The sequence below is a fragment of the Dickeya sp. ws52 genome (assembly GCF_007210685.1).
Taxonomy (GTDB): Bacteria; Pseudomonadota; Gammaproteobacteria; order Enterobacterales; family Enterobacteriaceae; genus Dickeya; species Dickeya chrysanthemi.
Genome location: NZ_SZVX01000004.1, coordinates 152,858 through 176,532 on the forward strand (window position 1 = coordinate 152,858; position 23,675 = coordinate 176,532).

The window sequence follows — 23,675 nt, forward strand, 5'->3', positions numbered from 1 at the left end:
TGAAGTGTTAAACATTTCACAGCGCAGCATGAGGGTCCTCCTTAATATTATCCGTAGGTTAATCGATGGCTGGATTGTAGCGGCAACGGGCGGATAGCGCCACCCGTCAGGCTTCTTTTACGCAACGTATTCCCGCCGCGTTATTTCACCGCCAGCATCACCACCGCCACGCTCACCAGCACCAGACAGAACGCCAGCCGCAACGCCACCACCGGCAATTTGTGGGCCAGCGCCACCCCCCACGACACGCTGAGAATGCCGCCGATCGCCAGCGGAATGCCGGTGGCCCAATCCACATTGCCGGCCTGAGCGTACGATGCCAACGCCGCCAGCGCGCCGGGCACCACCAGCGCCAGTGCAATGCCCTGCGCCTGCGTCTGGGTGAAACCGAACAGCGTCACCAATGCCGGCACCACCACCAGCCCGCCGCCGACGGTAAAAATACCGGACATAAAGCCGCTTGCCACGCCGAGCGCCGGCAGGTAACGATGGGACAATACCGAAGTCGGCGTGCGGCTGCGTCGGCTATTGATCCACTGCCAGATGTAATACGTCGCCAGCACCAGCAGGAATATGGCGAATGCCTGCTGCAAATTATCAACCTGAATGGCCGCCGCCATATGTGCGGCGACATAGGCCGACACCGTGGCGAAGGCGCACAACATCAGCGTCATGCGGGTGTCTATCTTGTTGCGTTGCCGGTAGCGCAGAAAGCCGATCAGCACGTTCGGCGTAATCATAATCAGCGCCGTGCCCTGCGCCAGATGCTGGTTCATGCCAAACAGCATCCCCAGTACCGGAATGGCGATCAGCCCGCCGCCGATACCCAACATCCCGCCGCATACCCCAAGCCCCATCCCCAGAATCAAACACAACACCATATTGGTCATCAGCAAACTGGTCATAAACAGCCACTACATCCTGTTATATCGTTTTTATCCCCATCATACTCCAAGCCGTAGGGGCGTTTGCCACCTGCCTGCAACTCGAATTATTTAGGTTATATACCCGTCATACTTCAAGTTGCAGGTGCGTTGGCTGCGTTCGTTCACCCGAATCACTTACCTGAGTAAGCTCATCGGGATTCTCTCTCTTGCCACCTGCCTGCAACTCGAATTATTTAGGGTATAGAGATAATACGTTGAATAAAAAGAACCAACCTTGGTTAGCGCGAGTCATGGCAAAGATACTCGGCGATTTCAATCAGATTCAGATCAGTACAGCAGACATCCTAGGCGCAGGCGATGCGTTTGATAATTCCTTAATCGTCAATCACCCTTTCCTGACAGGAAAGGGTCGCCGATGTGTTAGGCTGTGGCGTCTTCGCTTTCAAGGACTGTCATCATCCCATGATCAATCCCGCGCATTTTGACCTGCAATCACTACGCCTGTTTTTGCAGGTCGCCAAAATCGGCAGCCTGACTAAAACCGCCAGCAGCTTTCACATGACGCTGTCCGCCCTGAGCAAACGCATGGCGGAACTGGAGCGCACCGTCGATTGCACGTTGTTTATCCGTATGCCGCGCGGCCTGGCGTTGACCGCAGCGGGAAAAGAGCTGGTGCACCACGCGCGTCAGGTGCTGAGCAATGTCGAGCGGATGGCGGACGAGATGCAGGATTACGCCGCCGGCGTACGCGGCCATGTGCATATCTGGGCTAATACGTCAGCTATCATCGAATTTCTGCCGCAGGAGCTGGCGCACTTTCTGCAACGTCATCCGCTGGTTCGCATCAATCTGGAAGAGAAACTGAGCGAAACCGTGGTGACGGCGCTGCTCACCGGGCAGGCCGATATCGGCATTTTCGCCGACAATGTGCCCTGCTCCGGCGTGGAAAAAATCCCCTACCGGGAAGACCAACTGGTGGTGCTGGTGTCGCCCCGACACCCGCTGGCCGACAGCCGGGAAATCACCTTTGCCGATGCGTTGCAGTACGATTTTGTCGGCCTCAACAACGGCAGCTCTTTGCTCAAACTGTTGCAGGACACCGCCGAAGAGCACGGAAAAATGCTGCGCCTGCGCATTCAGGTCAGCAGCTTTGACGGCGTGTGCCGCATGATTGAAGCCGGCCTCGGCATCAGCATCCTGCCTGAAGGCGCTGTCCGCCCGGAGATCCTCGGCGTCGGGCTACATGCCATCCGGCTGACCGATGACTGGGCCACCCGCAAGTTATGGCTGGGCATTAAATCCGGCGCGACATTACAGCCCGAAGCCGCCAATTTGCTGGCGCACCTGCGCCAGCCGGTATGAACACGCATCAATGACAGCAAACGCCCCCATCACCGTGCGGCGATTAAGCGATAGATGATTCATGGTTGTTCATCGCTGATTGGCGACCGCCGGCCAACGCAGCTCGAATAAAGCGCCGCCGGACGGCGCAGGGCAACAACTCGCCTGCCCGCCGTGCGCCTGCGCAATCGCCTGCACGACCGCCAGCCCCAACCCACTGCCTTTGCTGTTGCCGGTGCGTGACGGCGCGCCGCGCACAAACGCCTCAAAAATCTGATCGGCAAACTGTGGATCGATGCCGGGACCGCTATCCTCGACGCTCAGATACGCCACCCCGTCATCCACGCCCGCCCGAACGCATAACGGACCGGCGGCGGCATGTTTTTGCGCATTCTCCAGCAACGCCAGCAGCGCCTGACGAATCCGCACCGGGTCGCATTGCACCACCAGGTCTTCCAGTGCCAGCGACAGGCTAAACCCGGCGCTTTGCAACGTAGGCTCGAACGCACTCACCACCGCCGTCACTTCGTCGGACAAGCGAGTCGGCGTCCAGCGCAGTTCCAGATGACCGCTCTCCGCCAGCCCCACGACCCGCAAATCCTCAATGAGCCGCCCCAGCCCTTCCACTTGCGTCAACAAATTACGAAACAACCCGATATCGGGTTCGAATACGCCTTCGGTCAACCCCTGCAACCGGCCGCGTAAAATGGTGACCGGTGTGCGCAACTCATGGGCGATGGCGGCATTCCAGAACGCCCGCTCTTGCGCCATGCGTTCCAGCCGCTCCGCCATGGTATTAAAGTCACGCACCAGCAATGCCGCCTCACCCAACGAGTAGTCGTCGGTTTCGGCGCGTGCGTTCAGTTCGCCTTCGGCGATTTGGCGCAGGCTGTGCGCCACCGAATTTAGCGGCACCAGAATGCGGCGGGCCAGGCGAATCGCCAGCACCACGGCGATCACCAACGCCAGTAAGGTGGTTCCGACCATCCAGAACCACTCTAACGTGGTCGGCATCCATTGATCGCTCAGCGACAGGCTTTCCGGCGAAATAGCCAACATAAAGGCATAGAAAACATAGGAACCGACCACCATCAGCAGCGTGATGGACAGCGCCAGCAGCGTCATGGAACGCATAATTTGTCGGCTTAAACTGCCGATATGCGTCATGACGTTTCACCGAGTCGGTAACCGACGCCGCGCACACTGGACGGTACGCCGTTCAGCCCCAGCCGTTCCAACTTCTTACGCAGTTTGCTGATGTGGCTGTCCACCGTGCGTTCCAACGAATCCCCTTCCGGCAGGCAGGAGACCAGCAGTTCTTCACGGCTGAACACCCGACGCGGCGCACGCGCCATATGCGCAAGCAGCCGGAACTCGGTCAGCGTCAGTTCCAGCGTCCGGCTGACGCCCTCATAGTCCACCACCACCTCGTGGCTTTCCAGATCGATTTGGAAAATACCGGTCCGCAGGAAACGCGGCGGCTGGCGTTCGGCGCGCAACCCGGCACGGCGCAGCACCGCCTGTACCCGCGCCACCACTTCGGCGGGATTAAACGGTTTCACCACGTAATCGTCGGCGCCAATCCGCAAGCCCATCAGCTTGTCGATGTCCTGATCCAGCGCCGTCAGCATGATAACCGGGGTATCGCCGCGCAGGCGAATCCCCGACAGCACCTGCCAGCCATCGACCAGCGGCATCTGTACATCCAGCAGCACCAGATCCGGCTTCATGGAGAGATGAAGTTCCAGCGCCTGACGGCCGTCGGCGGCGTGCAGCGTGCGTAAACCGTTACGTGTCAGGTAAGCGCGAAGAATCTCGGCAATTTCCGGCTCATCTTCGGCGATAAGCACCAACCCATGGATATCGTCAACCATCGGCATGGATTGCGAATGAACAGTCATCGAACGACTCATAGTAAAAAATGCAGGGCCTCCATCATATCTCCATCTTTCTCCAACGAAAACCGCATACAGCAGATGCACACTACCGCAGTCTGGCCTCCCTATGGCCGGTAAACAGGGATTACGAAGTGATATGAACACAAAGAAACCGCATCAATACCCGGTCGCCTGTATTTTGTCGGCTCTGCTGCTGGCGGCGCCCGGTCAGTCGGAACCGAGCGGCATGGCCGCCCGTCTGCCCGTTTCACTTAAACAGCTGTGCCGCCACGGCGTGTTGCTGGCGCTGGTCGGCATACTGCTGACCGGCTGCGACCGTCCCGATGTGCCGACCGAATCACCGCCGGCGCAGGTCACCGTGATGACCGCTGCGCCGGTGTCCATTACCCTGACCGACGATCTGCCCGGCCGGGTGGCGGCGGTGCGCACGGCGGAAATCCGCCCACAGGTAGGCGGTATCATTCAGCGCCGACTGTTTGAACAGGGTGCCGAAATCCGTGCCGGACAACCGTTATTCCAGATTAACCCCGCGCCGTTCAAGGCTGATGTCGATACCGCCGGCGCCGCGCTGCAACGCGCCCAGTCGGTGCTGAACCGGGCGCAGATTCAGGTCACGCGCCTCAAACCGCTGCTCAGCACCGGCGCCATCAGCCAGCAAACCTATGACGATGCGATAGCGCAACGCGACCAGGCCGCCGCCGATGTGGCGCAGACACGCGCCACGCTGGCGCGCCGTCAGCTTGACCTGACCTTCGCTACCGTCGAGTCGCCGATTGCCGGACGCATCGATCAGGCGTTGATCACCGAAGGCGCGCTGGTCAGCACCAACGACAGCAACCCGCTGGCGCGGGTCCAGCAGATAGACCAGGTGTATGTCGATGTGCGCCTGCCGGCCTCTTCGCTGGAGCAACTGCGCGACATGCTAAGCAAACGCGCCGGCGGCAGTGACGGCGTACCGGCGGAGATTCTGCGCAGCGACGGCCAGCCCTACCCGATGTCGGCGCGCATCCTGTTTTCCGGCGTGAATGTGGATACCGGCACCGGCGACGTGCTGCTGCGCATTTTGGTGGATAACCCGCAACGCCAACTGCTGCCGGGCATGTTCGTGCGTGCGCGCGTCCCGCTCGGTCACCACGACAACGCCCTGCTGGTGCCGCAACAAGCGGTGATGCGCATCGCAGGCGAGGCCAAAATCTGGGTGATCGACGACCGCAACAAAGCTCATGCCGTTACGGTGGAAACGGGCGAGCTGGTCAACCGCCAGTATCGCATCCGCACCGGGCTCGACGCCGGTCAACAGGTGGTTGTCGAAGGCGGCGAAAGACTGAGCGACGGGGCCTGGGTGGCAACCCAGCACTGGAAAATGGTGCCGTCCGCTACTGACGTAGCACCACGCTAACCGCAAAGGAACTCCGTACCATGCCGCAATTCTTTATCCATCGCCCGGTGTTTGCCTGGGTGATCGCCTTGTTCATCGTACTACTGGGGACTCTCGCTATTCCCCAGTTGCCGATCGCCCGTTACCCGTCGGTGGCACCGCCGACGGTGAGCATCACCGCGTCTTACCCTGGTGCGACGCCCCAGACCATGAATGATGCGGTCGTCGGGTTGATCGAACGCGGGCTATCCAGCGTCAAAAACCTGCTTTATTTCGAATCGTCGGTGGATACCTCCGGTTTGGCGCAAATCAATGTGACCTTCAAGCCGGGAACCGACCCGGAGCTGGCGCAGGTCGACGTACAAAATCGCATCAAATCGATCGAACCCCGGCTGCCGCAAACAGTCAGGCAAAACGGTTTGCAGGTGGAGTCCGCCTCATCGGGTTTTCTGATGCTGGTCAGCCTGACGTCCGATAACGGGCGCTACGATCAGGTGGAGCTCAGCGACTACATGGCGCGCAACATCGTCGAAGAGCTACGCCGTGTTGACGGCGTCGGTCGCGTCCAGTTGTTCGGCGCGGAACAGGCAATGCGTATCTGGGTCGACCCGAATAAGTTGCTGTCCTACGGTCTAACTATGAATGACCTGTCGACCGCCATCACCCAGCAAAATGCGCAAATCGCCCCAGGCCGGGTCGGCGATGCGCCTATTTTAGCGGGGCAACGGGTGACGATTCCGTTGACGGTACAAGGGCAACTGGAAACCCCGGAACAATTCGCCGCCATTGTACTGCGCGCCCGGGAAGACGGCTCACGGGTGACGCTGGCCGATGTGGCGCGGGTTGAGCTCGGCGCGCAATCGTACGGTTTTTCGGTACGTGAAAACGGCAAGGATGCCACCGCAGCCGCCATTCAACTGGCACCGGGCGCCAATGCAGTGCGTACCGCCGCCGCGATCGTGCAACGCATGGCCGAACTGAAACCGTCCATGCCCGCCGGGATAGGGTATTCGCTGCCGTTCAACACCGCGCCGTTCGTTAAAATCTCCATCGAGCAGGTAGTCAGAACGCTGGCCGAAGCGATGGTGTTGGTGTTTCTGGTGATGTACCTGTTTCTGCAAAATGTGCGTTATACCCTGATACCGGCGATTGTTGCGCCCATCGCCCTGCTCGGCACCTTCACGGTGATGCTGGCGGCCGGGTTCTCCATCAATGTGTTGACGATGTTCGGTATGGTGCTGGCGATCGGCATCATCGTGGATGACGCCATCGTGGTGGTGGAAAACGTTGAACGATTGATGGCGCAGGAACGGCTGTCGCCCAAAGCGGCGACCACCCGGGCAATGAAAGAGATTACCGGCGCGATCATCGGCATCACGCTGGTACTGTCGGCGGTGTTTATCCCCATGGCATTAGCCAGCGGTTCGGTAGGGGTGATTTACCGACAGTTTACCCTGTCGATGGCGGTCTCGATCCTGTTCTCGGCGTTTCTGGCGCTGACGCTGACGCCGGCATTGTGCGCCACACTGCTCACACCGGTCACCGACGGTCATCATGAGAAACGTGGTTTCTTCGGCGGTTTCAACCGCCGCTTCGAGCGACTCACGCAGCATTACGCCGTCGGCACCCGCGCGCTGCTGCGCCGCTCCGGCAGCATGTTGCTGTTGTTTGTCGCGTTGACCGGCGTACTGGCGTGGATTTTTCGGGAATTGCCGTCCGACTTTCTGCCGCAAGAGGATCAGGGGTACTTTATGACCTCGATCCAACTGCCGTCGGATGCTACCGAAGCGCGTACGATGGAGGTAGTGAAAACCTACGAGCAGCACATCGCCTCTCGTCCCGGTATCCAGTCCAACATGTCGATCCTCGGTTTCGGTTTTTCCGGCTCCGGCCCCAACGCCGCAATGGCGTTCACCACGCTGAAGGACTGGTCGGCACGCAACGGTGCCACCGCACAGAGCGAAGTGGCGTTGGCGCAACAGGCGATGTCGTCAATTCGCGAAGGCACCGCCATGACGCTGATGCCGCCCGCGATCGATGAGCTGGGCACCTCGTCGGGTTTCAGCCTGCGCCTGCAAGACCGTACCGGTCAGGGCTATAACGCGCTCAAGGCAGCGGAAGCCACGTTGCTGACGCTGGCGGCGCAAAGCCGCATCGTCACCGGCGTCTACCCGGATGGTCTGCCGCCCGGCAGCACGGTGCGGTTAAATATCGATCGCCAAAAGGCAGAGGCGCTCGGCGTGCCGTTCAACACTCTCAGCGATACGCTGTCTGCCGCCATCGGTTCGCTGTACGTGAACGACTTCCCGAACGCCGGCCGTATGCAACAGGTGATCATTCAGGCTGATGCGCCGGCGCGTATGCAACTGGATGATGTGCTCAAACTGTATGTACGCAACAACGCCGGCGGCATGGTCTCGCTGAAGGAAGTGGTGACGCCGGTCTGGAACGATACCCCGCTGCAACTGACGCGCTACCAGGGCTTTCTGGCCGTACGGATTTCCGGCAGCGCCGCACCGGGCGTCTCCAGCGGCGAGGCGATGGCGGAAATGGAGCGGCTGGCGGCGCAACTGCCGCCGGGCTTTACCGTCGCCTGGACCGGGCAATCGCTACAGGAGCGGCAATCCGCCGCACAAGCGCCGATGTTGCTGCTGCTGTCGATGGTGGTGGTGTTTCTGGTGCTGGCGGCGCTGTATGAAAGCTGGTCGATTCCGCTATCGGTGATGTTGGTGGTGCCGCTGGGGCTGCTCGGCGCGGTGCTGGCGGTCACCCTACGCGACATGCCGAACGACGTGTTCTTCAAAGTGGGGCTGATTACCGTCATCGGGTTGTCGGCCAAGAATGCCATTCTGATTGTCGAGTTCGCCAGGCAACTGCACACCCAAGGCCAAACGCTGACAGAAGCTGCCGTTACCGCGGCGCGCCTGCGCCTGCGGCCGATCCTGATGACATCGCTGGCGTTTGCGCTCGGGGTCGTGCCGCTGATGCTGGCCTCCGGCGCCAGCGCGGAAACCCAGCACGCCATCGGCACCGGCGTGTTCGGCGGTATGGTCAGCGCCACGGTGCTGGCGGTGTTTTTCGTACCGGTGTTTTTCGTCGTGGTGATGGAGGTGCAGGAACGCTATGACCGCTGGCGTGAAAAACGCCGGACAACACACGTAAACGCCCCACACTAACCCCACCAGAACGGCGACAGGCTGGAAGCGACGGCACGTCGCCGCTCTTATTGTGAGGTATCCCATCGCGCTATGACCGCCAGGTCCGATCCTTGTATGTTTAAAGCAGACCCTGCTGCCCGTGTTTGCTTAGTGCCAGGTGCGGACATTGAGAATAGGTTTATGCAGGGGTGAGTGCGATTCGTGCAGTTGCAATATTAATAAGATTTGGCTCACTGGCGAACAATGAGCAGGTTCACTACCCGATTTTTGGCGTTACGCGTATCTATACCGCTCCGGCCGATAACATCAACGTATGTATCGGGCCGGGCGTCAATAACTTGCTGACCGGTACTTAATCGTCAGCGCTCGACTGGGTAAACGCTAATCCAACTGCTTAAATTTACGGTAAATCATAAATATAACATGCTGCTTTAGGCACTTTCACGAGTCAGTAGCCATTCTTCATGGATCTTCTGTACTTTAATCCACAGTTTTTTAAGTGATGTATCAGGAACGTTTTCGAAAGTCAGACCGAATTCATTTCCAAGCACTTCCAGCCACTCTGATAAAGACGTTGAGGTGTGAGTCGTTACGACTTCACCATCGGTTTTTGTCAGAACACAACCTCGCATAATCGTTTTACCGTGTGGCTTTCGAAGTTGTGCAGTAACAACTTTTGCATATCCGGATTCTGGAGAATGCATATTAAAGTGATGCCGATCTACGAAATCACTCATAGAAGCGGATTGCTCGGCCATATTCACACCTGCGATCCAGCACGATGGATCGGCAATGAGATGCCAATCACCAACACCGTTCTTGCCCACAGCTTCCATGCCAAACTGCATCGAGTTTTGGTTAACGGTAGTATTCATAAGAGGCATTTGTTCATGGAGTGCATCGCCAAGGCCGACATCCACCCACCATCTCCCGTTGGGATTATTTTCACTCGGCAACCCCTCAGCGATGATTGCTGCATGGTTTTCCAGTTTTATATGCTCAGGGCCTTCAACTCCGTGGACGTTTGCTGGGTTTATACTCACACGATAACCAAGTTGGGTGAGCAGTGTATGTAAGCCGCCATTAAGCTGGAAACAATAGCCACCTCGTCGGGTTGTCGCCGCTCTTCTGAAGCTTTCCATGGCGTTAATTCCCCAATCCTGCCCAAGGTGGATCCAAAATGTTTCGTAAGGAATCAGCTCGACATGAGCTTGATGTAAGCGGGTGAGTGCCTCGATGGAGGGTTTTTCTGCATCAAGGCCAAGACGGGTTAGATAGGCTTTTACTAAATCGTTCATGCTACTGTCATATTCCTAAGTATTTGAAATATTGCTCAGATATTTGGCTTAAGGCGTGACCTTGTATAAGCGCCATCACAGCGTTGAGAGGGCTTACGTTATGCTTCCCTATGACTTACGGCAGGCACTACGGGTGTGGTTTGCCGTCAGGCTCAGCTATATCATCGTCAGGTTATCAGTCTGTGCATTTTGCCTTATCATTTTTGAGAGCCACTTTGCTATTGGGTATGGAGTGCTAAAAGACGTGATAGCATCAGAAATATTCTAAGCCCTATCCTGATAAGGCATTTCATCCATGATTACTGGCGTTACCAACTGAAAGTGACTGTATTTTAATATTCACATTCAGTACTGTGTAGAGTCTGAATTGAGAATGATATTTTCATATTTGAGAGGATTCGATGGATCTCAATGCGTTAAAAATGTTTGTTCTGACAGCCCGCAACGGCAGTCTTTCTGCTGCTGCGCGGCAGAACAACATACCGCTTCCGACGCTAAGCCGCAGAATTGCTGAACTTGAGCATGAACTGGATGTTGTCCTGCTCGAACGAACGGTAAAAGGTTGCAGAGCAACAGAGGCTGGGGAAAGATTGTTGAATCAGGCCAGTTTGGCCATCGATATGCTTAATGATGTAGAACAGTTTCTCACAACAGCCGATTCTCATGTTACTGGTCGTTTGCGCCTGACTATGCCTCAATCACTTGAACCGTGGTGGGAGATCATAAGGCAGTTCCAGCTTACATATCCGGGTATTGCCATTAACATTTACACGACTGAGCGTCGAGTAGATTTGGTCTCTGAGGGTATTGATGTTGCGCTAAGGGTTGGGAGCATCTCTGATGATGATGTCGTTGCAAGCCATCTTATGGACTTCAGGCATATTCTGGTCGCCAGCCCGGAACTTTTTCAGGGCAGTGAACATCCCAAAGAGCCGTTAGATCTCATGAATTATCCCTGCGCCGCCTGGGGTTCAGTGATAGGTGCGCGTCCGGTATGGACGCTCGGTGAACATACCTACGATGTTCCAGCTACCTTCATAGTGAATGATTATCTTCATCTGCGCTCGGGAGCCCTTGCTGGTGATTACATTACCGAGTTACCTGCATTTTTTGCTGCTGAGTACATTTATAGTGGAAAACTGATTGAAGTTTTACCTCAGACACGCTTGCCCTTTTCATCATTGCATCTGGTTCATAAAAAACACAGACATGTTTCCGCAGCCGCAAGAGCATACATAGAATTCTGTAAGGATAATGTGCATGTACTAAGGGAAAAAAGCCGCGTCCCCTCAGATGATGAAAATGTGCATCCTTAGCCTGTATTATCAGTCAATCAAACCATGGCGTAGATATTTTTAATCCAGGTAGGGCAACGTCCGCTTCACGCCCATAGCGGACATCCATCGTTTACAACGTCTGCGTAACGTTTCGCCCACTTTATTGATATCAAACACAACGGCTCACCTTTGCTTTTCCAGTTAAGTTCGTGGTTATCCCCCCATTTCAGCCACCAGAAAAAGCCACTCAACACCAGCATAAAACACCAGTAAAAAGCCAAATTATCGATATTTAAATCCACATAAAATGACAAAAAATCGCCATTGTTTTTATAAATTAAAAAATTGTGATATTATTAACAACAATGCGTATTGACAACGCCTGCTCGTTCAGCATCGCAACAGGCCGTAGTACGCGATCACGCCGAGCCTGCATCATTTTGATGCCCCGGCCCGGCGGATGCCCAAGGGGGAGAATGAGACGGTAGCGCGCCGCCATCGCCGACGTGAATACCTGTTCCACCGGCAGAGGTCCGCGACACCCTCACCACACTACCCGATAGCACCCGACGTCATACCGGCCAGACGGTGTTTTCCCCACGCTTCACCTCCCGTTTCATGCAACGATAATAAAAAGGTTAGTTACTTTATGAAATTGAAGAGAAAACGTGTAAAACCCATCGCACTGGACGATGTCACCATCATTGATGACAGCCGTCTGCGTAAAGCCATCACCGCCGCCGCGCTTGGCAATGCGATGGAGTGGTTCGATTTCGGCGTCTACGGCTTCGTTGCCTATGCGCTGGGCCAGGTGTTTTTCCCCGGCGCCGACCCCGGCGTACAGATGATCGCCGCACTGGCGACCTTCTCGGTGCCGTTTCTGATCCGTCCGCTGGGCGGTGTGTTTTTCGGTGCGCTGGGGGATAAGTACGGCCGTCAGAAAATCCTCGCCGTCACCATTATCATCATGTCGATCAGCACCTTTTGCATCGGGCTGATTCCCTCGTACGAACGCATCGGCATTTGGGCGCCGATCCTACTGTTGCTGGCAAAAATGGCGCAGGGCTTCTCCGTCGGCGGTGAGTACACCGGCGCGTCGATTTTCGTGGCGGAGTATTCGCCTGACCGTAAGCGCGGCTTTATGGGCAGCTGGCTGGATTTCGGCTCTATCGCCGGTTTCGTGCTGGGTGCCGGCATGGTGGTGCTGATTTCCACCCTCGTCGGCGAACAGGCGTTTCTGGAATGGGGCTGGCGGTTGCCGTTCTTTCTGGCGTTGCCGCTCGGCATCATCGGCCTGTATCTGCGTCATGCACTGGAAGAAACACCGGCTTTTCAGCAGCATGTGAATAAGCGGGAGCAGGATGCGCGTGACGGGCTGAAAACCGGGCCGGGCGTCTCTTTTCGGCACATCGCCACCCATCACTGGAAAAGCCTGCTGGTGTGCACCGGCCTGGTCATCGCCACTAACGTGACCTATTACATGCTGCTGACCTACATGCCAAGTTATCTGTCGCACAACCTGCATTATTCAGAGAACCACGGCGTACTGATCATCATCGCCATCATGATCGGTATGCTGTTTGTGCAGCCGATGATAGGGCTGCAGAGTGATCGCTTCGGCCGCAAACCGTTCGTCATCATTGGCAGTATTGCTCTGTTTGTGTTGGCGGTACCGAGCTTCATGCTAATCAACAGCCATATTATCGGCTTGATCTTCGCCGGATTGCTGTTGCTGGCGGTCATCCTGAATGCCTTTACCGGCGTGATGGCGTCAACGTTGCCCGCCCTGTTTCCAACCCCCATCCGTTACAGTGCGCTGGCCAGCGCGTTTAACATCTCGGTGTTGATCGCAGGCCTGACGCCAACCGTCGCCGCCTGGCTGGTGGAAAGCAGCCGTAACCTGTATATGCCCGCTTACTATCTGATGGTGATCGCCATCATCGGCCTGTTGACCGGCCTGTTTATGAAAGAAACGGCCAACAAACCGCTGAAAGGTGCCACCCCGGCGGCCTCCGACCTGTCGGAAGCCAAAGCGATTTTGCGAGAGCATCACGACGGCATTGAACAGAAAATTGACGAAATCACCCGGCAAATCGCCGAGCTGGAAGAGAAACGCAAGCTGCTGATCGCTCAGCACCCGCGTATTACCGGCTAGTGGAATCCGCCCGTCGGCCATTTCGTCCGACGGGCGCGTTAAGATAAGCCAATCAACCAGACCGGCTCGGAAAGTACAGCTAGCGAGCCAGCACCCGCCGGGTCGACGCCGGGTTATTCACCAGTTTCTCCGCCGGTCTCATCGGCCGACGGACCAGTTCGCCGCCACAGTTGGGGCAACGGCCGTTCAGTTTCCCCTCTGCGCAATCGGCGCAGAAGGTGCACTCAAACGAACAAATCCGCGCCAGTAATGAATCCGGCGGCAGATCGACATCGCAACATTCGCAGTTAGGCCGTAATTCCAGCATGATGCACGCTCCTGTTTGAAAGAGAGAATCCCGTGCCTGACTTTACGCGGTCAGCAACCCACTCGCCAGCCAGTCATCCGCGCTTGTTATCCCCGGCAGCACGAAGAAATAACCGCCGCCGATCGGTTTGATGTACTCCTCCAGCGGCTCGCCATTAAGCCGTTTCTGCACCGTCAGAAAACCTTTTTCCAGATCGGCCTGATAGCAGACGAATAGCAACCCCATATCCAGTTGCCCGGCATTGGATACCCCCAGCGAGTAGCTGTAGCCGCGGCGCAGCATCAGGTTGGCTCGGGTTTCCGGCGTACGCGGGTTAGCCAGACGAATATGCGCATCCAGCGGAATCACCTTGCCTTCCGGGTCCTGACTGTAGTCCGGTTCGTCATGCTCATGAGCCATGCCCAGCGGCGCGCCGCTGTGTTTTTCCCGGCCGAAAATGGTTTGCTGTTCCTTAAGCGGCGTACGGTCCCAGAATTCGACATGGAAACGGATGATCCGCGCCGCCTGATAGCTGCCGCCCACCGCCCATGCCGGTTCGCCGGACGCCGCACCGACCCACAGAATCTGGTCCATCAGCGCGCCATCGCCGGTGTTGGGGTTGGCGGTGCCGTCTTTGAAGCCCAGTAGATTAACCGGCGTTTCTTTACCTTTGCTGCGCGCCGCGTGCGCGGAGATGAACCCTTCCCGCTTCCAGCGCACGCTGAGCAAGTCCGGTGCCTGTTTGATGATGTCGCGCAGCGTATGCAGCACCGTTTCGTTGGTATTAGCGCAGATCTGCAACAACAGGTCGCCATGACACAGGCTGGCATCCAGCGAGTCGTTGGGAAAACGGCTCATACGTTGCAGCTTCAGCGGTTTGAGCGCCTGCAAACCAAACCGTTCATCAAACAGCGATGCGCCGACCGACACGGTGATGGTGAGATTATCCGGGTAGATCTCCGGCCCCATGATGCCGGAATCCAGCGGCGGCAGGCGCGGGTCCACGTCCGGCACCTTGCCGCCCTGCGTCAGGAACGCAATACGCCGGGTCAGCAACTGGAACAACCGGGTCAGTTCGGCTTTATTGGTCGCCAACACATCAAACGCCACCAGCATCATCGCCGCTTGTTGCGGCGTGACGATGCCCGCCTGATGCTCACCGAGAAACGGCTGCTTTTCCCAGCGCTCATCCTGCGGCGTCTGTGGCTTGTCTTGCGCCTGCGCCAGCCGGTCTGCGCCGAGCGCCAGCGCACCGCCCATCATGCCCAGCCCCTGCAACAGGCGACGGCGTGACGGCGACGCAATGTCCGGCTGCACCGGACAAGCAGAAGAGGGGGAAGATTGCGGCCCGTCCTGCGGGCCCGTGGTGTGACTCATGGTCGCTTGCCTCAATCCAGCCCAAGCACGCCGCGCAATTGCGCCAGATCTTCCGCCAGGGTGGTGATCGGCCCCTTCAGCGCGGTGCGATCGGCGTCGCTCAGCTTCTCGTAAGATGCAAACCCGTCTTTGGTTTTGTACTTCGCCAGCACGCCATCGACCGTTTTGAAGTTGGCGTCGACCTTGTTCAGCAGCGGCTTATCGGCTTTCTCCAACAATGGGCGCAACAGGTTGACTATCTTCTGCGCGCCGTCAACGTTGGCCTGAAAATCCCACAGGTCGGTACGGCTGTAGCGATCTTCCTCGCCGCTGATTTTGGTCGCCGCCACTTCTTCAATCAACCCGGCCGCGCCGCCTACCACTTTATTCGGCGGGAAGGTCAGGCTGGCGATACGTTTTTGCAGTTCCTGCGTATCGGCGTACAGCTGATCCGCGTACTGCGCCATCCCTTTGGTGGAACGGTCGGCAAACAGCGCTTTTTCCAGCCGGTGGAAACCGGTGAATTTCGGGTCGTCGGCTTTCTTCTCGTAGTCATCTTCGCGGGCATCGATGCTGCCGTCCAGATCGGAGAACAACTCGGCGATCGGCTCAATACGCTCGTAGTGCTGACGGGTCGGCGCATAGAGTTTACGCGCGTCATCCAGCTTGCCGGCTTTGATGGCGGCAGTGAACAGTTTGGTCTGCTGTACCAGTCCTTCCACTTCTTTGGTGACGTAAACCTTGTATTCCGCGATCGGCCCCACCAGATCCAACACGTTGGTTTTTGCGACGGCGTCATCACCGCCGGCGGTCACCACCAGTTTACCTTTCGGGTTGCTGAGCAGCCCACAGGTCATGTCGTATTCGCCCGGTTCCAGATTGGCGGTCATTTTCTGGGTAAAGCCCGGCGCGATATTCTCGCGCTCTTCCACCACCATCACCCCTTTGAGGATTTCCCATTCCAGGTTTTTCTGGCTGGCGTTGGTGACCACAAACTGCGTTTTGCCTGCCGCGACCGTGACTTGCATCGGCTCGCACTGTTTGTCATTCACGGTGATTTTAACCTGCGGAACATCCGCAGCCAGCGCGCTGAACGCCGGTACAGCCAGCAGAGCGGCGCACAGCGCCGTACGGCGGAAGAATGGTGTAGACATAGACTTATCCCTTTTTACATTAATTGTTAATGGTGATGCTTACGCACCGCCGAAGCCGTGGTCGGCTCCATGCGTTGCGGCAGGAAAAAGAACACCAGCGCCGGGATCAGATACAGAAAATAGACCGCCACTTCGCTGACCGTCGGGGTTTCCTGATAACCGAACATCCCTTCCAGCAAGGTGCCGAACAGCGTGTGGGTCGACAGCGTGGCGCTGAAATCAAACGCGATGTGCTGAAATTGATTCCACAGTCCCGCTTCATGAAACGCGCGGATAGCGCCGGCGGCCAGACCGGCGGCAACGAACAGGATGAACAGGCTGCTCCATTTGAAGAAGCGGGCCAGATGCAGTTTCACCCCGCCCCAGTAGATCATCATTCCGACCACAACGGCGCACAATAGCCCCAATACAGCGCCGATCGGTGCATAAATGCCGACATCCTGCTGGAAGGCGGCCAGCAGAAAGAACACCGACTCCAGCCCTTCCCGCGCCACGGCAAAGAACACCATCGCCACCAGCGCCCATCCCTGACGCGAGCCGGCGCTGAGCGCCTGGTCGATAGCCCCCTCCAGATGCACCCGTACCGAGCGCGATACCTTGCGCATCCAGAACACCATGTAAGTCAGAATGACCACCGCGATCACCGCGACGACCCCTTCAAACAGTTCCTGCTGTTTTTGCGGAAACTCGCCGGTGGTGGCGTTGATGAACACCCCGAGCGCCAGACATAGCACCAGCGCCAGCACCACCCCGGCCCACACGGCACCCAACCACTGCTCGCGTTGGGTACGCTTCAGGTAGCTGGCAATCAGGCTGACGATCAGCGCCGCTTCCAGACCTTCACGGAACATGATGAGCAACGGCACAAACATGGATGGAGACTCCTCAAACAGACAACATGGACAGCGCACACACCGACGACGTACGCCGACCCGACGATGCACACCGACACCGGGATACAAATCGGACAAATAATGATAATAGTTCTTATTAATAAAGAAATGTAAGCTAGGGTAAAGCAATTTTTTCTAATCAAATATTTCAGCGCTGTCGTCTGGCCCGGGGTGGGCTATGGCAGGAAAAACCGACGGCGCCGCACATCCGTGGCGGGGCAATTAAACAGTTGGGTAATGACACGGCCGGGCAATCGCCAGATGCATCGTCAGCCGTACCTATAACCGCACGCAGCGGTCACGGCCTTTTTTCTTCGCCAGATACAACGCCTGATCGGCCCCCTCTTTCAGCCGCTGAATATCGCAAGGGTTATCGCTGGAGTGCGAATACACGCCCACACTCACCGTCACCACCTGTTCAGGCAGCAGTGATGCTTCATGCGGCAGCGCGCAACGGCGAACATCGCTCACCACCCGTTCGCCATATATCGCCGCTTGCTCGCCGTTCATTCCCGGCAAAATAATCGCGAACTCTTCACCGCCATAGCGAGCGGTCAAGGCGCCGTCAGGCAAGGACACTGCGCTCAACACACTACCAAGCTGTGTCAGGCAGCGGTCGCCCAGCACATGGCCGTAGGTATCGTTGTACCGTTTGAAAAAATCCACATCCAGCATAATCAGCGATAACGGGCTGCCCTCTTCACGGACCCGAGCCAGCGACTGTTCCAGATAGAGATCAAATCGCCGGCGGTTGGCCAGTTTGGTGAGCGGGTCGATCAACGCCAGTTTTTGCAACACCTTATTTTTGTTGCTTTCCTCCTGATGCAGACGGCTGATCGCCTCTTTGTTGCGCACCGTCAGCCGGACCTGCTTCAGAACGAAACCACCAGAGAAAAACATGGCTAACAGCACCATGATATTAATCACCATGGCCGGCATATTTTCCGTCAGCCAGCGTGCCTGTAATGCGTCTTTGTCCAGACTTGCCGCCACCACCAACGGATAACGATTCAGTCTCACATAACCGACAATACGCACCTTATTATCCAACGTGGTGCGCCAGGTGCCGCTACCGCTGCCTTGTTCCAGCCGGGATTGTTCAAACAAGCCGCCGTCAGAAAAATTACTGTTAATATATTGTTCACGGTTGGGATAAAGATAAATTGCGTGACCATCGGCATTCATTAATGACAGCACACCGTTATAATCCAGGCTGAAATAACTGTAGAAATTGCCGAAATAATTGTGATCGATAGAGGCAAGAAAAACGCCTTTGAATTCGCCATCCGGCCCATTGATTCGTTTCGCCACCGGAATAATACGTCTACGGGTCAGCGTACTGACGGAAACCTTACCGATATACAACGAGGCTGTATTATTCTCTTTGAGCCAGGAAAAATATTCCCGTCGGCTGGAATTATAAATATACAGCGGCCCTTTTCCAGTAGAAGAGATCAGATTGCCGTTTTGATCAAACAGATAAAACCCGACCAGTTGCGGCAATACGGCACGATGGGTATCAAGAACGCTTTTCACTCGCCGGGAATCCAACATGCCGGTTTGCAACAATTCCCGCAGCATGTCATCCATCGCGACCTCAATCGGCACAAAGGTATCCTGCGCCTGGCGTGACATCGCCACCGAGAGGTTGACGACGTTTTTTTCTGCATCCACTAACAGACGCTGATAAGAATCCCAGAAACTCCAGATACTGGCGGAAACGAAAATCAGACTGCAAGCCGCCAGAAAAACCATCATGGTAATACCGGGAGAAGCATGAAAAAGTAAAGCGCGAAGGAAACGCAGGGCACTGAGATGAGAATTATTATTATTTGACATATGCGTTCTCGGTGAGGCAACAACCTTATCGAATCATGCTACCCGATATTTCAGACTGTGTCCTGCTATTGCCATCGTACACACCATACCATCGCACACACCACCACTTTTATCAAAACGGTAGAATGGGCATCCAGGCATGGCACCCTTCTCATCATACTTCAGGTTGCAGGCGTGTTGGCTGCGTTCAACTCGGCTCCCGGTTGAGCTGTCGTTCACCCGAATCATTGACCTGAGTCAGCTCGCCGGGCTCTCTATTGCCGCGTGGCAAGGCCCTTAACGAGCGTTGCCCTGCAACTCGAATTATTTAGGGGAGATTCTCTGATCCCGATTCATTTTCTGAACCATTTCGGTGCGCTGTATTTATCCCGACGTCAAGTCGCCTATCGCGTCCGCACGTTATTCGTGCCTTTTATTTACGTAAAAATAAATGTTTTTTTAGATTGATTTAACATTTCCAAAAAAATAAAAAATATCTCCCCAATAATGTGCAACAGCACAAAAATAATGCAAACAGCGCACTGAAATAATCAAATGAGATTTTTATTTCGCTCATTTTTATAAAAAACTGCCGGCTATTTTATTTTTCAAAAACAAAAGTTTTTTGTATTAAAAATAAAATAAAAAGCACACACATAGAGCAACAATGAACACAAATAGCAGGATATAATCCTTATTTGTTGATGATATTGACAACATAAAACTGATTGATAGTATCAAAACAGCACATCAGCAGCCCGATTACCCAATGCCGCATTTTTTCAGAAAAAATCCTGAAAAATTATTATTTTGCTGATTTTAATTATTTATTGCTTTTACCAACCGGTGAGATGACGCCCTGTTGTTCCGCGTTTCTTATTTCAACAATGGAGTGGGTTACGATGATTAAAAAACCGTATTTATTGTTTCTGGGCGATGCCCACGACCAGTTAGCCGCCAAAGTGGCGATCGGCATTAAACAATGGCATCCGGAATATTGCGTCGGCCAGTATCGTATGACGGGGTGCCAGGCGGATTGCGGCCTGCCGGATATGGACATCCCCGGCGCATGGGCCGCGGGAGCACGCACGCTGGTGATCGGCGTCGCCAATCGCGGCGGCATTATTTCCGATGCCTGGATAACGGTACTGCGTCAGGCGCTGGAATGCGGCATGGATCTGGCCGCCGGCCTGCACAATAAATTGGCGGATGTGGGGGAAATCAACGAACTGGCCGCCCGGCTAGGGCGCTCGCTGTTCGACGTGCGTCACCCGACGCAGAGTTTCCCGGTCGCCAGCGGCCGCAAACGCAGCGGCAAACGGCTGTTGCCGGTCGGCACTGACTGTTCCTGCGGCAAAATGTACACCGCGCTGGCGATTGAAAAAGCGCTGCTGGCGCGCGGCGCTAACGCCACCTTTCGCGCCACCGGCCAGACCGGCATCCTGATTTCCGGCGCGGGCGTCAGCATTGACGCCGTGGTGTCTGACTTTATCGCCGGGGCGGTGGAAACCCTCGCCCCCGACAACGCCGCCGACCACTGGGACGTGATCGAAGGTCAGGGGTCGCTGTTCCACCCTTCTTTCGCCGGGGTCACCACCGGCATCATCCACGGCGCCCAGCCGGACGCGCTGGTACTGTGTCACGAGCCCACCCGCACCCACATGCGCGGCGTGGACTACCCGCTGCCGGATTTGCAAGCCTGTATCGACCTCAATCTGGCGATGGCGCGGCTGACCAACCCCGCCGCCCGTTTCGTCGGTGTCTCCATCAACAGCGCGTCGTTAAGCGAAGCGGATGCATTGGCCTATATGGCGACGCTGGAACAACGCCTGAAGCTGCCGGTGGTTGACCCGTTCCGCCAGGGCGTGGGCCGCATCGTCGACCAACTGTAAGGGCAGAGGATGGCAGAGTTAATCGTTACCCATGAACGTTGGGCGCTGAAAGAGACATTCACCATTGCACGCGGCAGCAAAACCCACGCCGACGTCATCAAAGTCACGGTGCGTGACGGGCGATACGAAGGGCACGGCGAAAGCGTGCCTTACGCCCGATACGGCGAGAGCATCGCAGAGGCGCAGGCACAGGTACTGTCGCTGCAATCCACGGTGCGCCGTGGTCTTGACCGCCTCACCTTGCAAACGTTGCTGCCGCCGGGTGCCGCGCGTAATGCGCTGGATTGCGCACTGTGGGATCTCGACGGCCAGCGGCACGCTACACCGGTGTGGCGACTGGCCGGGTCGCCGCGCCCGGAACCGATTGTCAGCGCCTTCACCCTGTCGCTGGATACCCCGGAACGCATGGGGCAAGCGGCGCGGCGTCATGCCCATCGCCCGTTGCTGAAACTCAAACTGGTGGATGAGCACGACATCGAGCGGGTCGCCGCGGTGCGCCGGTCGGCACCGCAAGCGCAATTAATCGTGGATGCCAACGAAGGCTGGAATGTGGCGCTGTATCTGAAACTGGTACCGGAACTGCAACGACTTGGCGTCAGCCTGATTGAGCAGCCGCTGCCCGCCCAAGACGATGACGCGCTGGCCGCGTTACCACGGCCGATTCCCTTATGCGCCGACGAGTCCTGCCATGATCGTCGGTCACTGCCGGGGCTGGCGACACGCTACGACATGGTCAATATCAAACTGGACAAAACCGGCGGGTTGACCGAAGCACTGCTGCTGCGTCAGGCGGCACGAGCGCAAGGGCTGAAGATCATGGTGGGGTGTATGGTCAGCACCTCGTTGTCGATGGCGCCGGCCACACTGGTGGCGCAAGGTGCCGAGATCGTCGACCTCGACGGGCCGTTGCTGCTGGCGGATGACCGGGTCGGCGGGTTGGAATGGCGAGGCAGCCAGTTGTATTTATCTGAAGAGGGATTGTGGGGCCACCCTCGCCCTTGTTTAACGGGAGCGGTGTAATGTCACGTACTGTTTATGTCAACGGGCGCTACCTGCCCGAAGAACACGCCACGATTTCGGTGTTCGATCGCGGATTTCTGTTTGCCGATGCGGTGTATGAAGTCACCGCCGTAGTCAACGGCCGGTTGGCGGAATTCGACGGCCACATGGCGCGGCTGGCGCGATCCTGTCGCGAGCTGAACCTGCGTTTGCCGGTCAGTCTGGAAGACTTGCGGGAAATTCACCTGGCACTGATCGAGCAAAATCGGCTGGAAGAAGGCGGCATCTATCTGCAACTCAGCCGCGGCAGCACCGGCGATCGTGATTTTACGTTCCCGACTGACGCCGCGCCGACGCTGGTGTTGTTTACCCAGTCCCGCCCGGTTATTCATCACCCCTGTGCGGAAAAAGGTATTCGCGTCATCACCTGTCCGGATCTGCGCTGGCACCGGCGCGACATCAAGACCGTCAGCCTGTTGATGGCCTGCATGGCGAAGGAGTGGGCGCACGCCAAAGGCGCCGACGACGCCTGGCTGGTGGAAAACGGCCTGATTACCGAAGGCAGCTCCAGCAACTGTTTTATCGTCGATGCCGACAACCATCTGATCACCCGGCCGCTTAGCAACGACATCCTGCACGGCATCACCCGCAAGGCACTGCTGCAACTCGCCGCCGATCATCAGTTGACGGTAGAAGAACGGGCGTTTACCCCACAGGAGGCGTGCGCCGCCAAAGAAGCGTTTATCAGCTCTGCCACCACCTTTGTCTGGCCGGTGGTGGAGATCGACGGCGTCAGGATTGGCGATGGGCGTCCCGGCCCACTGGCGCGCCGATTGCGGGACATTTACATCGGGATGATTCGCGCCCAGACGGCGGGATAATGCAGTCATCATCCGCTCGGTTATCAGAGAGCGGATGATGGCTTATCTCGTCACGCAGACGTCACAGGCTAGCCCTTACGGCACAACGGGCGACCGTTGACCTTGCCGGAACCGCACTGCCAACGGGCTTTGCCGTCGCTGATGGTATAGCCGTTGGCATCCGGCTCAACCTTGACATCACGCAGGCTCAGCCCGGCCAGTTGCACCGGCTCTACCCCCAAAAACCAGATGTGCTCGCCGTCGGTCGCCAGTTTTTCATTATCCGGCAACATGTGAATATCCGCCGTTTTCACCCCGTCCGGCATAGCCGGGTACGGCCGGCCAAAAACATAAAACCCGTTTTTGTCCAATGCGGTATTGAACGTCAGACAACGGAAGCTGGCGGCATCGCCATCGGCACGTTGCTCGCCCCGGTAGTAAAGGCTCCCGTCAATAGTGGCCCAGCCAAAACAGTTGCCCGCGCTCGGCGGCTGTTTTTGATAAGGGATGACGCTGGTTTCATTCTCCACGAAATAGTAATTCTGCTTGTCGAACGCCTGATTGCGGGCCAGCGTTTTAAAACTGGCAACATCCACGCCGTTCAGCTCTTCGCCGTCAGGCAACCAGACATGATGACGATCGCGGAAGAATGGAAAATCCAACGCCTGAAAACTGTCGGCGTCGATATCCTGCTTCATACGCTCGCAACCGACGAAGGAACCGACATTGGTAATCAAAAACGTCTCATAGCGTAGCCTGGCGCCGTCAGGCTTGAAACCGGCCGGCAACGGCTGCTGGTTACAGTAGTAACGTGAGCCGGACACCGCCAGCGCTACGCGTTTCTCACGCAGCAACACCCGAAAATCGGCCGGCTTGGCCCCCTCAAGCACCTGCGGATCTGCATTCACCGACACCCGGTACACCACCTTATCCTGCTCGACCTGATAAGGCGGTTTCACGTCCGCCTGCGACGACCAGGCCGCCATACTCAGCAACAAAGCAAGATATCCGTTCTGTTTCATAGA

At 56.7% G+C, this 23,675-nt stretch carries 18 protein-coding genes; 8 read left to right on the plus strand and 10 right to left on the minus strand.

The features are described from left to right. Window positions 1–140: 140 nt before the first annotated feature. A complete protein-coding gene (locus FDP13_RS05415; protein ID WP_012770451.1) occupies window positions 141–905 on the minus strand; it encodes a sulfite exporter TauE/SafE family protein in 765 nt (254 codons plus the stop codon). 444 nt (window positions 906–1,349) lie between these two features. On the opposite strand from FDP13_RS05415, the gene FDP13_RS05420 reads away from it, so the two are divergent. After that, window positions 1,350–2,249, plus strand: coding sequence for a LysR family transcriptional regulator (locus FDP13_RS05420; RefSeq protein WP_143838944.1), 900 nt, complete (start codon window positions 1,350–1,352; stop codon window positions 2,247–2,249). A gap of 69 nt (window positions 2,250–2,318) precedes the next feature. On the opposite strand, the gene FDP13_RS05425 is transcribed toward FDP13_RS05420, so the two are convergent. Together FDP13_RS05425 and FDP13_RS05430 are read right to left on the minus strand one after the other, a co-directional pair. After that, the gene (locus tag FDP13_RS05425; protein ID WP_143838945.1) at window positions 2,319–3,395 is read right to left on the minus strand and encodes an ATP-binding protein; all 1,077 of its coding nucleotides are present in this window, start codon (window positions 3,393–3,395) and stop codon (window positions 2,319–2,321) included. Beyond that, a complete protein-coding gene (locus FDP13_RS05430; RefSeq protein ID WP_012770453.1) occupies window positions 3,392–4,129 on the minus strand; it encodes a response regulator in 738 nt (245 codons plus the stop codon). The genes FDP13_RS05425 and FDP13_RS05430 overlap by 4 nt, the downstream gene beginning before the upstream one ends. A gap of 133 nt (window positions 4,130–4,262) precedes the next feature. On the opposite strand from FDP13_RS05430, the gene FDP13_RS05435 reads away from it, so the two are divergent. Together FDP13_RS05435 and FDP13_RS05440 are read left to right on the plus strand one after the other, a co-directional pair. Further along, on the plus strand, window positions 4,263–5,525 hold the full coding sequence (locus FDP13_RS05435) for an efflux RND transporter periplasmic adaptor subunit (RefSeq protein ID WP_033575875.1): 1,263 nt from the start codon (window positions 4,263–4,265) through the stop codon (window positions 5,523–5,525). A 20-nt stretch (window positions 5,526–5,545) separates the two neighbouring features. Further along, complete coding sequence (locus FDP13_RS05440) at window positions 5,546–8,680, plus strand: efflux RND transporter permease subunit (RefSeq protein WP_143838946.1); 3,135 nt, start codon at window positions 5,546–5,548, stop codon at window positions 8,678–8,680. 413 nt (window positions 8,681–9,093) lie between these two features. On the opposite strand, the gene FDP13_RS05445 is transcribed toward FDP13_RS05440, so the two are convergent. Then, complete coding sequence (locus FDP13_RS05445) at window positions 9,094–9,960, minus strand: arylamine N-acetyltransferase (protein ID WP_143838947.1); 867 nt, start codon at window positions 9,958–9,960, stop codon at window positions 9,094–9,096. 401 nt (window positions 9,961–10,361) lie between these two features. Here FDP13_RS05445 and FDP13_RS05450 point away from each other — a divergent pair, with 401 nt between their 5' ends. Together FDP13_RS05450 and proP are read left to right on the plus strand one after the other, a co-directional pair. Next, window positions 10,362–11,276, plus strand: coding sequence for a LysR family transcriptional regulator (locus FDP13_RS05450; protein ID WP_033575878.1), 915 nt, complete (start codon window positions 10,362–10,364; stop codon window positions 11,274–11,276). A 610-nt stretch (window positions 11,277–11,886) separates the two neighbouring features. Further along, window positions 11,887–13,392 (plus strand): glycine betaine/L-proline transporter ProP, encoded by a 1,506-nt coding sequence (gene proP, locus FDP13_RS05455; protein WP_033575879.1) that lies wholly within the window; start codon window positions 11,887–11,889, stop codon window positions 13,390–13,392. Between the two features lie 79 nt (window positions 13,393–13,471). Here the strand turns inward: proP and FDP13_RS05460 are convergent, their stop codons facing one another. The 5 genes from FDP13_RS05460 to FDP13_RS05480 form a co-directional block, all read right to left on the minus strand. Further along, window positions 13,472–13,699, minus strand: coding sequence for a DUF1272 domain-containing protein (locus FDP13_RS05460; protein WP_012770460.1), 228 nt, complete (start codon window positions 13,697–13,699; stop codon window positions 13,472–13,474). A gap of 42 nt (window positions 13,700–13,741) precedes the next feature. Further along, window positions 13,742–15,055: an iron uptake transporter deferrochelatase/peroxidase subunit gene (efeB, locus tag FDP13_RS05465; RefSeq protein WP_143838949.1), complete on the minus strand. Its 1,314-nt coding sequence runs from the start codon at window positions 15,053–15,055 to the stop codon at window positions 13,742–13,744. 11 nt (window positions 15,056–15,066) lie between these two features. Continuing rightward, window positions 15,067–16,188, minus strand: coding sequence for an iron uptake system protein EfeO (gene efeO / locus FDP13_RS05470; RefSeq protein ID WP_143838950.1), 1,122 nt, complete (start codon window positions 16,186–16,188; stop codon window positions 15,067–15,069). Between the two features lie 26 nt (window positions 16,189–16,214). Beyond that, entirely contained in the window at window positions 16,215–17,060 is an 846-nt protein-coding gene (gene efeU / locus FDP13_RS05475; protein ID WP_143838951.1) for an iron uptake transporter permease EfeU, read from the minus strand. 300 nt (window positions 17,061–17,360) lie between these two features. Then, window positions 17,361–18,839 (minus strand): sensor domain-containing diguanylate cyclase, encoded by a 1,479-nt coding sequence (locus FDP13_RS05480; protein ID WP_234424382.1) that lies wholly within the window; start codon window positions 18,837–18,839, stop codon window positions 17,361–17,363. Window positions 18,840–19,801: 962 nt separating this feature from the next. Between FDP13_RS05480 and dgcN the strand changes: the two genes are divergently transcribed. From dgcN to FDP13_RS05495, 3 genes are read left to right on the plus strand one after another with little or no spacing between them, the layout of a single operon-like run. Continuing rightward, window positions 19,802–20,791, plus strand: a complete 990-nt coding sequence (gene dgcN, locus FDP13_RS05485) for an N-acetyltransferase DgcN (RefSeq protein WP_143838953.1) — start codon at window positions 19,802–19,804, stop codon at window positions 20,789–20,791. 9 nt (window positions 20,792–20,800) lie between these two features. Beyond that, complete coding sequence (gene dgcA / locus FDP13_RS05490; protein ID WP_143838954.1) at window positions 20,801–21,811, plus strand: N-acetyl-D-Glu racemase DgcA; 1,011 nt, start codon at window positions 20,801–20,803, stop codon at window positions 21,809–21,811. Continuing rightward, the gene (locus tag FDP13_RS05495) at window positions 21,811–22,671 is read left to right on the plus strand and encodes a D-amino-acid transaminase (RefSeq protein WP_143838955.1); all 861 of its coding nucleotides are present in this window, start codon (window positions 21,811–21,813) and stop codon (window positions 22,669–22,671) included. The genes dgcA and FDP13_RS05495 overlap by 1 nt, the downstream gene beginning before the upstream one ends. A 68-nt stretch (window positions 22,672–22,739) precedes the next feature. Here FDP13_RS05495 and FDP13_RS05500 read toward each other — a convergent pair whose 3' ends face one another. After that, on the minus strand, window positions 22,740–23,672 hold the full coding sequence (locus FDP13_RS05500; RefSeq protein ID WP_143838956.1) for a DKNYY domain-containing protein: 933 nt from the start codon (window positions 23,670–23,672) through the stop codon (window positions 22,740–22,742). Window positions 23,673–23,675 lie beyond the last annotated feature (3 nt).

Bases quoted from the DNA above. Each gene is read 5' to 3' on its own strand.
- FDP13_RS05415 (WP_012770451.1), bottom strand. From the start codon at position 905: ATGACCAGTTTGCTGATGACCAATATGGTGTTGTGTTTGATTCTGGGG.
- FDP13_RS05420 (WP_143838944.1), top strand. From the start codon at position 1,350: ATGATCAATCCCGCGCATTTTGACCTGCAATCACTACGCCTGTTTTTG.
- FDP13_RS05425 (WP_143838945.1), bottom strand. From the start codon at position 3,395: ATGACGCATATCGGCAGTTTAAGCCGACAAATTATGCGTTCCATGACG.
- FDP13_RS05430 (WP_012770453.1), bottom strand. From the start codon at position 4,129: ATGACTGTTCATTCGCAATCCATGCCGATGGTTGACGATATCCATGGG.
- FDP13_RS05435 (WP_033575875.1), top strand. From the start codon at position 4,263: ATGAACACAAAGAAACCGCATCAATACCCGGTCGCCTGTATTTTGTCG.
- FDP13_RS05440 (WP_143838946.1), top strand. From the start codon at position 5,546: ATGCCGCAATTCTTTATCCATCGCCCGGTGTTTGCCTGGGTGATCGCC.
- FDP13_RS05445 (WP_143838947.1), bottom strand. From the start codon at position 9,960: ATGAACGATTTAGTAAAAGCCTATCTAACCCGTCTTGGCCTTGATGCA.
- FDP13_RS05450 (WP_033575878.1), top strand. From the start codon at position 10,362: ATGGATCTCAATGCGTTAAAAATGTTTGTTCTGACAGCCCGCAACGGC.
- proP (WP_033575879.1), top strand. From the start codon at position 11,887: ATGAAATTGAAGAGAAAACGTGTAAAACCCATCGCACTGGACGATGTC.
- FDP13_RS05460 (WP_012770460.1), bottom strand. From the start codon at position 13,699: ATGCTGGAATTACGGCCTAACTGCGAATGTTGCGATGTCGATCTGCCG.
- efeB (WP_143838949.1), bottom strand. From the start codon at position 15,055: ATGAGTCACACCACGGGCCCGCAGGACGGGCCGCAATCTTCCCCCTCT.
- efeO (WP_143838950.1), bottom strand. From the start codon at position 16,188: ATGTCTACACCATTCTTCCGCCGTACGGCGCTGTGCGCCGCTCTGCTG.
- efeU (WP_143838951.1), bottom strand. From the start codon at position 17,060: ATGTTTGTGCCGTTGCTCATCATGTTCCGTGAAGGTCTGGAAGCGGCG.
- FDP13_RS05480 (WP_234424382.1), bottom strand. From the start codon at position 18,839: ATGATGGTTTTTCTGGCGGCTTGCAGTCTGATTTTCGTTTCCGCCAGT.
- dgcN (WP_143838953.1), top strand. From the start codon at position 19,802: ATGATTAAAAAACCGTATTTATTGTTTCTGGGCGATGCCCACGACCAG.
- dgcA (WP_143838954.1), top strand. From the start codon at position 20,801: ATGGCAGAGTTAATCGTTACCCATGAACGTTGGGCGCTGAAAGAGACA.
- FDP13_RS05495 (WP_143838955.1), top strand. From the start codon at position 21,811: ATGTCACGTACTGTTTATGTCAACGGGCGCTACCTGCCCGAAGAACAC.
- FDP13_RS05500 (WP_143838956.1), bottom strand. From the start codon at position 23,672: ATGAAACAGAACGGATATCTTGCTTTGTTGCTGAGTATGGCGGCCTGG.